We start from the raw sequence: 10,246 nt of genomic DNA on the forward strand, positions 1-10,246 counted from the left end.
TAATATAAAATTGCACTTTCGATAAGAAAGTGCAATTTTTTTATTTTAAATCAATTCATAATTAAGCTAAACAGATGATAAGCATAAAATGTGATTTAAAAATTATAATAATGGCTATTTGGTGTTTTTAATTCATTAAAATAATGGATATATTATTGATAAATATTTAATATTGAAAGCTTTTTATTATAACTAATGAGTGTTAGGAAGGAGAAATACATGTTTGACAACAGATGATTTGGGAATGTGTTTTTTTTCGTATTTTGGCACTTTAGTAAATATGAAAAATATTCAGTTATTAGGATTGTTATTAGTGGTTGTAGGGAGTTTTCTGCCTTTGGTACATGTACCTATTATTGGAAACTGGAATTATTGGAAACTCGATCACTATTTGGCTATTACATGTTGGATTTTTGCCGCATGTGCAGTCTTTGGAATTGTCAATAGTAATGCGAAAATCGTAAGATCTTTTGGTGTTTTGCTTATTCTTTTGTTTGCATTCACTTTGGTGGCTGTAAAGCTACAGTCATTAGATTACTTCAGTTTTTTACCTTTTAAATCCTGGAAAGAAACTTTTGCAGGAATCGTTAAATTGAAGTGGGGATGGATCGTAGAATTTTTAGGAGCCTTTCTGTTGGTTTTTGCAGGAAATAATAAAAAAGTTAATCAACGAACTCAAATATGAATATGAGACTCTTAAAAGCATTTTCAGCTGGGGTATTATTGTTAATGACCTCACAGGTCAAATCCCAGCAAACAGTACAGAAAAAGCCGGATAACCCGACTAAATGTACGAATATAAAAGAAGGGAAATTCCTGAGAGCTAATTATCCGGAAGCCATATGGCATATGACCATTAAGGATAATGTACAGACCGAATATTTCAATAACGGGAAAGATTATATAAAATCTACATTGGTTTTTGTGGATGACTGCAATTATAAATCGATTGTTATGGAAAAGTCGGATAAGAATGACCCTGTACAGATTGGAGATGTTTTCAGCAATAGAGTAGTAGCAACTCAGGATAATCTTTTGAAAATTAACACTAAGATTGCAGGTTCTGAATTTAATGTCGTATACATAAAAATAAAATAAATTTAAATATGAAACTCCGGTTTCATTTTAGCTAAAATAAAAATTATATACATGAAAGAAGTATTCATTGTTTCCGCAGTAAGAACCCCTATGGGAAGTTTTATGGGAAGTTTATCAACAGTTCCGGCTACTAAATTGGGAGCTACCGCTGTGAAAGGAGCATTAGATAAAATTGGTTTAGATCCTGCCAATGTTCAGGAGATTTATATGGGGAATGTATTACAGGCAGGAGAAGGACAGGCACCGGCTCGTCAGGTAGCTTTAGGAGCAGGTCTTTCTATCAATACACCTTCCACCACAGTAAATAAAGTGTGTGCTTCAGGAATGAAGGCTGTAACAATGGCTGCACAGGCTATCAAAGCAGGTGATGCAGAAGTAATTGTTGCAGGAGGTATGGAAAATATGTCTTTAGTTCCCCACTATTATAACGCAAGAGTCGCTACAAAACTTGGAGATATCAAAATGCTGGATGGTATGGTATTGGACGGCCTTACAGACGTATACAACAAAGTACACATGGGAGTATGTGCAGAGAAATGTGCCGTTGATTATAGCATTACAAGAGAAGATCAGGATAACTTTGCTATAGAATCTTATAAAAGATCAGCAAAAGCTTGGAGCGAAGGAAAATTCAACGACGAAATTGTACCGGTTTCCATTCCTCAGAGAAAAGGAGACCCTGTAATCTTTGCTGAAGACGAAGAATACAAAGCTGTAAACTTCGACAGAATTACAACACTTCCTACAGTTTTCAAAAAAGAAGATGGAACAGTAACAGCTGCTAATGCATCTACATTGAACGACGGAGCATCTGCATTAATCCTTGTTTCTAAAGAAAAAATGGAAGAATTAGGATTAAAGCCATTAGCTAAGATTGTTTCTTACGCTGATGCAGCACACGAACCTGAAAACTTTACCACTGCTCCGGCTAAAGCTTTACCTATTGCTCTTAAAAAAGCAGGTTTAGAAGTGTCAGATATTGATTTCTTTGAATTTAATGAAGCTTTCTCTGTTGTAGGACTGGCAAACAATAAAATCTTAGGATTAGATGCTTCCAAAGTAAATGTAAATGGAGGAGCAGTAGCATTAGGGCATCCACTGGGAAGTTCAGGATCAAGAATCATTGTGACATTAATCAACGTATTGAAGCAAAATAACGCGAAATACGGTGCAGCAGCAATCTGCAATGGTGGTGGTGGAGCCTCTGCAATTGTGATTGAAAATATATAACATTCTGTTTCAGAGTGTATTGCCATTAAGGAGTTGATAATTTTTTTAAAATCTTATCCATTTCTTAATGGTTTTTCTATTTTTGTGCTACTAATATTTATTTGAAATGTCTGAAACTGAGAACCGACAACCCAACAACATAAAGAATAATCCGAAGATTATGAAAGCCTGGGCTGTATATGACTGGGCAAACTCTGTGTATTCCCTGGTTATTACGTCTACCATTTTCCCTATTTATTACTCTATTCTTACCACAGCGTATGAAAAAAAGGAATATGTAACGGAAACAAAAAAATGGATCGATGTTCCGGTAAGGCACATGATCAAAATTTTCGGCAACGAATACCAACCCGATGCCGTATATGGATATTCATTAACCATATCGTTCTTTATTGTAGTATTACTGTCTCCGTTTTTATCTTCATTGGCAGATACTATCGGAAATAAAAAATCATTTCTGCAGTTCTTCTGTTACCTGGGTGCAACATCCTGTATGGGATTAGCGATGTTCACAGGAATGCATAATGTATTTCTGGGGCTCCTGTTCAGTATTACAGCGAGTGTTGGCTTCTGGGGAAGTCTGGTGTTTTATAACTCATTCCTTCCGGATATTGCAACGCCGGACAGGCAGGATGCACTCTCTGCAAAAGGATATGTCTATGGATATCTTGGCTCTGTAGTTTTAGTGGTATTGTGCTTAGTCCTGATTCAGGTTTTTGCCAAAGGAGCAGCACAACAGTTATTATTTACAAGAATCAGCTTCCTGTTGACCGGAGCGTGGTGGTTTGGTTTCTCACAGTATACTTTCAAACATCTTCCTCAATTCGGGGATGTAAAAGATAAACTTCCTAAAGATCTTGTATTATTAAACTATAAGAACATCTTTAAAAAACATGAAGAACAAGGCGGTTTATTTGAGGTATTAAAAGACAATATGAGCTTTTACAAGGATATTGCCAAAGAAAGTTTCCATGAATTATTTAAAGTAGGAGGAGAGCTATTCAAAGATAGAAACCTGAAGTTTTTCCTTTCAAGTTTCTTCTTTTACAGTGTAGGAATGCAGACGATCTTCCTTATGGCTACTTTATTCGGAAAAAGTGAGATCAATCTGGCTCAGGATAAACTTATCGGAACCCTTTTAGTGATCCAGATCGAAGCCATTATAGGCGCTGTTATTTTCTCAAGATTATCCAGAAAAATAGGAAATAGAAACGTTATTTCAATCGCTATTTTCCTATGGATTGTAGCCTGTTTATGGGCTTATTTCCTGAATAAGGAAAATCCAACAGTAGAATATCAGTTCTATGGGGTTGCAGCAGTAGTAGGATTGGTAATGGGAGGTCTTCAGGCAATGTCCAGATCTACTTATTCAAAACTGCTTCCGGAAAACTCGATGGAGAACACCACTTATTTCAGTTTCTATGATGTATTGGAAAAAATTGCAATCATTATCGGTACATTTATCTTTGCAACATTAATTGAACATTTTAATAATATGCGAATTGCAGCTTTGTCCATGACATTATTCTTCGGCGCAGGATTGATATTGATCCGTTTCCTGAAGGTAAAAATGAGAACAGACAGAGAAACATTATAAAAATTAAAAGACGTTATTTTAACGTCTTTTTTTATTTAGGTGAATTAAAATCAATTATTTATTGATCTGGCTTTATTTATTATAATGACTGTGTAGTTGTTGTAAAATAATATTTATTTTTCACTATGTTTTGATTTTTTTTGTTTATTTGTTAATTAAACCTAATCATTAAAACTATGAAAAAAATTCTATTGCTTTGCTTCTTGCAATGCTTTGTGCTTGGTCTTTCTCAAAAACTAAGACCAATTGCCCAAAAAATTTCAGAATACCATTCCGGAAAAAGTGAGGTTAACAAGTATGATCTGTTTGATATCAATCAGAATACAAATAAACTTGCTGAATACAGACGTGCTGCAACAGATATTACCGTTATTTCCTTAAAGGCTGCCGAGTTGAAAAGGTTGATTAGTGAAAAACCGGAATTTATCGAAATTTCCTTTCCTTTTGAAGGAGGTAAGCAGATTACCGTTGAAATGTATAAAAATCAAATCTTTACAAGCAATTTTAAAGTGGTTACCAACAAAGGGAAAACCGTAAACTATACTCCGGGAGTATATTATCAGGGAATTGTAAAAGGGAGCAACAGTTCTGTTGTAGCTTTCAGTTTCTTTGAGAATGATGTAGTAGGAGTAGCTTCTACACCGGAGCTGGGAAATATAGTATTGGGAAAAGCCAAAAATACTGAAGATTTTGTAAGTTATTCAGACTCCAAACTAACAGGAGCTAACCCTTTTATCTGCGGTATTGATGAAATAAAAGAAAATCAGGGACAGAAAATTTCGTATGATCCCAATCTAAGTAAGAAAAAAACGTTGACCCAAAATTGTGTAAGGATCTACTATGAAGTTTGCTATAAACCCTATCAGAATAACGGTTCCAATACCACCACTGTTACTAATTGGCTTACAGCGGTTCATAATAATATTGCAACCCTCTACACCAATGATGATATAAGGACAGCTCTGAATGAGATTTATATCTGGACCACGCCAGATCCGTATACAGGAAATCCTAGTAATAATCTATCTAAATTTTCAGCCAACAGACAGGTTTTTAATGGTGATCTTGCTCATTTGATCAATGCTCCCAGTACAACAAGTGTTGCCTATCTGAATTCTTTATGTAAAACCTATGCACATGCCTATTCAGGAATCAGCCAAAGTTATAATAATGTACCGGTATATTCCTGGACAATTCAGGCTATGACACACGAAATGGGACATAGCTTAGGATCACCACATACCCATGCATGTGCCTGGAACGGAAATAATACTCCAATTGACTGGTGTGGCCCCACTGCAAAGCCGTCTATAATAGCGGATGAAGGGCTTACGTGTACGAGTAATATTTTGCCTGCTTCAGGTACAATCATGAGCTACTGCCACTTAATGTCAGGAATAGGAATCAATTTCAGCAATGGTTTTGGAGATCAGCCGGCTGCTTTGATCAGAAATACCATTGATTCCAAACCTTGTCTTGGAACCAACTGTACACTATCATGTATTCCCAGTATCTCATCTATTGCGGCAACTTCTACAACACAGAATTCTGCTGATATATTGATTACTGATGCCATATCTTCAGCCTGGAAATATAAGGTTTCAAAAATTGATGGTACCCCTGTGACAACAGGAAATACCAGTACAGCAAACTTTAGTATTGCCAATCTTCAGCCCGGAACTTATTACAGAATAGATGGAGTAGGTCCTTGTGCTAATGAAACATACTATCAGAAATCAGGAGTGTTCCTGACAGATGCAGCTTGGTGTGATGGAGTTCAGTTTATTGATACGGGAGGCCCAAATGCCAATTATGGCAATGATGAAGAAATAATAAAAACATTTTATCCCGCTTCAGGTTCATCCATGACTATGACCTTTACAGAATTTGGAACAGAACAGGGGTATGATTTTATGTATGTTTATGATGGACCTTCTACTTCCTCACCTTTATTTGCTAACGGAAATAAGCTGTCAGGAAGCGCTGTTCCGGGACCTTTTACTTCTACAAATCCCTCTGGAGCCATTACAATCAAATTTGTTTCAGATCCTGCCGAAAACGGTATTGGTTGGAAAGCTGGTTTCTCCTGCGCGGTGCTGGGGGTGGAAGATGTAAATGTGAAAAATAATACAATCGGCATTTATCCGAATCCTGCTAAAAATATGATAACCATATCCTCTAATGAAGGATTGAAAGCTTATAAAATATATGATGAGTCCGGAAGACTGGTCGCTTCAGCCTCTTCTTTAAAAGGAAATAAGCAAGAAGTAGATCTTTCATCCGTCCAGACAGGAAACTATGTAATAACGATCGAAACGGATAAGCAGACGATCAACAAAAAGCTGATCAAACACTGATTTTTAAATAAATATCAATAAAAGCCTGAGAATATCAGGCTTTTTTCGTATTTTTAATATATAAACCGGAGAAGAAATATAAATAACTGATATTTCGGTCCGGGTTTTGCTTACATTCAGCGGAATAATTTTTAACTTTGCAAAAAGATTTATTGTCAATATGACCAACCCTTTATTTTATGCAAAAATAATCCTGTTTGGAGAATACGGAATGATTGAAGATTCCCAGGGGCTTGTAGTACCTTACAGCTTCTATAAAGGAACCTTAAAATTTTCAGACCTGGCTTCAGAATTTGAGCTTAATTCAAACAGACATCTGCAGAAATATTCAGACTTTCTTACAACACTTGATCTCTCTGATGATTTTACATTGGATATTGAAAGTCTTAAAAACGATATTTCAAACGGACTTTTCTTTGATTCCAATATTCCACAGGGATATGGAGTAGGAAGTTCGGGGGCTTTGGTGGCTGCTATTTTTGAAAAATATTCGGTCAGCAAATTAAATCCAGATAATATTTCTAAGGAAAATCTTAAAAAATTAAAGGCTGTTTTCGGTGAAATGGAAAGCTATTTCCATGGAAAGAGCTCAGGTATGGATCCATTGATCTGCTACATGAACCTTCCTATTCTTATTGAAAACAAAGAAAACTTAGACAGAGTGTCAATTCCTGACGGAGAAGGAGGAAAAGGAGCAATTTTCCTGATTGATTCCGGAATTACAGGAGAAACAGGACCAATGATCCAGATCTTCTTTGAAAAAATGAAGACAGAAGGGTTCCGTAAAACACTGAAAGAAGAGTTTATCCGTTACAATAACGCTTGTATAGAAGCTTTTCTTAAAAAAGATATGAATCCTTTCTTCAGAAATCTAAAAAAACTTTCTCACTGGGCTTATGAACATTTCCGTCCGATGATACCTGAAAGTATTTTTAACATCTGGAAAAAAGGACTGGACTCCAATGCATATTACTTAAAACTCTGCGGAAGCGGAGGGGGAGGCTATATCTTAGGCTTTACCCAGGACTATGAAAAAGCAGAAAAAATGCTTGATGGATTCCAAAAAGAGGTGATTTACAGATTTTAAACAGGCTGGAAATGAATTCTGAAAAAGAAACTTTCCAATCCAAAAAATATATTTCAAAATCTCTATATTACAGAGTTTCACAATTCGTAGGCTTTTTACTTGGAGCACGGTTTTTTGTAGCAGCTCTGCTAACATTTGCCCTTTATGTTTCCACTTTTTTTCTGTTCAATCAGGAAGAATCTTTCAGGAATTTTGTTTTCGATTTTAAAGTACACGGGATTATTTTCTGTACCGTTCTGACGATCCTAGCAGGTGGAATCATCAATCAGTTTTACGATCTGGAAAAAGATCATATTGTAAAACCCTTCCGAACCAGAATCCAGAGTTTCATCAAACAAAAGTATTTTTTATATGCTTATCTGGGATTGAGTGCTATTTCATTAGGGGTAGCCTGGATGATTTCCCATAATGTTTTTCTGTTTTTTGTGGTATATCAGTTTTTCATGTGGTTTTATAGTCATAAATTAAGCAGGATATTAATACTGAATAACCTCACATTTGTAAGCCTTACCTTATATCCGTTCTTTGGAATGATGGTTTATTATGAAACCTTTTCCAAGAAAGTTTTTCTGATGGCTGTTTTTCTTTTTCTCATCCTTTTATGCATTGATATTGTAAAAGACACCCTTACCAGAAGTGTGGATAAAACATTTGGATATATCACCATTCCGAATTATTTTAAAAGCAGAAATACGAAGATTATTCTCATCTCCCTACTTTTAATAACAATGGGAGTTTCTATGAAAATTATTACTAAAACTGGGGTTTCTGGATTTATGGCTTACTATTTTGCAGGCAGCTTATTTGTGATGATCCTTTGTATTTATCTTTTTTTAAATTCCAGCAGAAAAAGCAACTTTCTCACTCTCAATGTATTACGATTATGGGTTTTTATAGGAATTATAGCTATGCTTTTAAATGGAATTGAACATAAATTATAATAAAAATTCTTTAAATAAACTAAGGTTATTATTACCTTTGCATAACTAAATTTAATAAATAGGAATGCCCATTTTTAATGATACTAAAGTTGCATTTGCAGACAAGACAGATGCACAGTTGAGAAAGGCTTACTGGATGTTTAGAATGATTGAACAGCCTACTCTTACCAGCCTTGGAACATCCGTTCTTAATTTTACAGTACACAACGACTTTCCATTCGTTACCGGAATTGTAAAAAATACTTTGTTTGCACAATTCTGTGGTGGAGAAACCCGTGAGGAGAGTATGAAGGTTGTAAAACAGCTTTTCAAGAGAGGAGTTGGAAGTATTTTCGATTATTCCATTGAGGGAAAAGAGGATGAAGCAACTTTTGATGCTGTTTGTAAGGAGATCAAAGATATTGTAAAATTTTCAGTAGGGAATCCAGCGATTCCTTTTATCGTATTCAAGCCTACAGCATTCGGAAGAATTGATCTGTATGAAGCCGTTGGAAAAGGAGTAGAGCTTACGACCAGTCAGAAGGAAGAATGGGAGAGAGTGGTAAGAAGATTTGACGAAGTATGTGCTCTTTGTCATGAAAATGACAAAAAAGTAATGGTAGATGCAGAAGAAACCTGGATGCAGGATTCTGCAGATCAGCTTTGTGAAGAAATGATGGAGAAATATAACCAGGAAAAACCTATCGTTTGGAATACAATCCAGATGTACAGAACAGGAAGACTGGAATATATGGAAGCACACCTTCAAAGAGCCAGAGAAAAGAATTATTTTATCGGATACAAGATTGTTCGTGGAGCTTATATGGAGAAAGAAAGAGCCAGAGCTGCAGAAAGAGGATACGCAGATCCAATTCAGCCTACCAAAGATGCCTCCGATAAGAATTATAATGCAGGAATTGACTTTGTGATGAACCACCTGGATAAAGTTTCTGCGTTCTTTGGAACTCACAACGAGATCTCTTCTGAGTTGATTATGGATAAAATGAAATCCAAATCTTTAGAAAACGGGAATCCACACGTGTATTTCGGACAGCTTTACGGGATGAGTGATAACATTACCTTCTATTTGTCTGATAAAGGCTATAATGTGGCTAAATATCTTCCATACGGACCTGTAAAGGATGTTGTACCATATCTTACGAGAAGAGCCCAGGAAAATACTTCTGTAGCAGGACAAACCGGAAGGGAACTTGGACTGATTAAAAAAGAACTTGAAAGAAGAAAAAAACAATAACAATTGTTACCCAAAATAAAGGAAAGACCCGCAATATATGCGGGTCTTTTTATTTGAATCATTTTAATTAAATTACTGTATTTATTATAAAATCTGTAATTTCAATAAAATACATCATATTAATGATTATAGGTTAATTGTTCTTTAATATTAATTATATGTTAAAATAATTTAATTTTTATTGTTGATTTAATTTTTAATTTCTATATTTGATAAAGCTATAAAAAACTAATACATGAAAAATTTTTCATCTGCCATCATTATATTATAATGCAACAGATTTCTTCGGTTCCGGAAGACATCATATCCTTAAAATTTCCCAATATGCAGCAGTAAATGAGTTGTGAAAGAGGATAAATACATCTCAGGAATCCCTTAAAATTTAAAAACAAATAAAGCAAATAGCTTTAGTTTTCTTCTTCAAATATTTTTTAGCCTGGCCATTTTCTTTGGTCAGGTTTTTTATAAATAAGCAGGATTCTGCATAGAATGGATAGTGAGTTAATTCCTTTTTATTCTTTCAAAATATTCATGATATTATAAAATCTTTATGTCCAATTACACGATTATTTTTTTGCTACGAATGCACGAATAAAAATCATTCGTGTCTATTGAAATTTACCCTTATTACAATAAAAACTACAGATAAAAACTTCTCCTTTTTCCATAGATTAAGGATAGACTATAAGTCATAAATCTGTA

At 34.9% G+C, this 10,246-nt stretch carries 8 protein-coding genes; all 8 read left to right on the forward strand.

Annotation, left to right across the window (positions count from 1 at the left end; genetic code table 11):
* Window positions 1-280 precede the first annotated feature (280 nt).
* The 8 genes from DRF65_RS26965 (at window position 281) to DRF65_RS27000 (ending at window position 9,544) form a co-directional block, all read left to right on the forward strand.
* Window positions 281-685 carry a hypothetical protein gene (locus DRF65_RS26965; RefSeq protein WP_115973799.1) on the forward strand — a complete coding sequence of 135 codons (405 nt, stop codon included), beginning with the start codon at window positions 281-283 and terminating at the stop codon, window positions 683-685.
* Window positions 686-687: 2 nt separating this feature from the next.
* On the forward strand, window positions 688-1,098 hold the full coding sequence (locus tag DRF65_RS26970) for a carbohydrate kinase family protein (protein ID WP_123947443.1): 411 nt from the start codon (window positions 688-690) through the stop codon (window positions 1,096-1,098).
* A gap of 51 nt (window positions 1,099-1,149) precedes the next feature.
* On the forward strand, window positions 1,150-2,328 hold the full coding sequence (locus DRF65_RS26975; RefSeq protein ID WP_115973801.1) for an acetyl-CoA C-acyltransferase: 1,179 nt from the start codon (window positions 1,150-1,152) through the stop codon (window positions 2,326-2,328).
* Window positions 2,329-2,434: 106 nt separating this feature from the next.
* The gene (locus DRF65_RS26980; RefSeq protein WP_115973802.1) at window positions 2,435-3,925 is read left to right on the forward strand and encodes an MFS transporter; all 1,491 of its coding nucleotides are present in this window, start codon (window positions 2,435-2,437) and stop codon (window positions 3,923-3,925) included.
* A 176-nt stretch (window positions 3,926-4,101) separates the two neighbouring features.
* Complete coding sequence (locus tag DRF65_RS26985; RefSeq protein ID WP_115973803.1) at window positions 4,102-6,282, forward strand: T9SS type A sorting domain-containing protein; 2,181 nt, start codon at window positions 4,102-4,104, stop codon at window positions 6,280-6,282.
* A 160-nt stretch (window positions 6,283-6,442) separates the two neighbouring features.
* Window positions 6,443-7,369: a mevalonate kinase family protein gene (locus DRF65_RS26990; protein ID WP_115973804.1), complete on the forward strand. Its 927-nt coding sequence runs from the start codon at window positions 6,443-6,445 to the stop codon at window positions 7,367-7,369.
* A gap of 11 nt (window positions 7,370-7,380) precedes the next feature.
* Window positions 7,381-8,310: a UbiA family prenyltransferase gene (locus DRF65_RS26995; RefSeq protein ID WP_115973805.1), complete on the forward strand. Its 930-nt coding sequence runs from the start codon at window positions 7,381-7,383 to the stop codon at window positions 8,308-8,310.
* A gap of 64 nt (window positions 8,311-8,374) precedes the next feature.
* Complete coding sequence (locus DRF65_RS27000) at window positions 8,375-9,544, forward strand: proline dehydrogenase family protein (RefSeq protein ID WP_115973806.1); 1,170 nt, start codon at window positions 8,375-8,377, stop codon at window positions 9,542-9,544.
* The last annotated feature ends 702 nt before the right edge of the window (window positions 9,545-10,246 follow it).

Source organism: Chryseobacterium pennae (assembly GCF_003385515.1).
GTDB lineage: Bacteria > Bacteroidota > Bacteroidia > Flavobacteriales > Weeksellaceae > Chryseobacterium > Chryseobacterium pennae.

Bases quoted from the DNA above. Each gene is read 5' to 3' on its own strand.
- DRF65_RS26965 (WP_115973799.1), top strand. From the start codon at position 281: ATGAAAAATATTCAGTTATTAGGATTGTTATTAGTGGTTGTAGGGAGT.
- DRF65_RS26970 (WP_123947443.1), top strand. From the start codon at position 688: ATGAGACTCTTAAAAGCATTTTCAGCTGGGGTATTATTGTTAATGACC.
- DRF65_RS26975 (WP_115973801.1), top strand. From the start codon at position 1,150: ATGAAAGAAGTATTCATTGTTTCCGCAGTAAGAACCCCTATGGGAAGT.
- DRF65_RS26980 (WP_115973802.1), top strand. From the start codon at position 2,435: ATGTCTGAAACTGAGAACCGACAACCCAACAACATAAAGAATAATCCG.
- DRF65_RS26985 (WP_115973803.1), top strand. From the start codon at position 4,102: ATGAAAAAAATTCTATTGCTTTGCTTCTTGCAATGCTTTGTGCTTGGT.
- DRF65_RS26990 (WP_115973804.1), top strand. From the start codon at position 6,443: ATGACCAACCCTTTATTTTATGCAAAAATAATCCTGTTTGGAGAATAC.
- DRF65_RS26995 (WP_115973805.1), top strand. From the start codon at position 7,381: ATGAATTCTGAAAAAGAAACTTTCCAATCCAAAAAATATATTTCAAAA.
- DRF65_RS27000 (WP_115973806.1), top strand. From the start codon at position 8,375: ATGCCCATTTTTAATGATACTAAAGTTGCATTTGCAGACAAGACAGAT.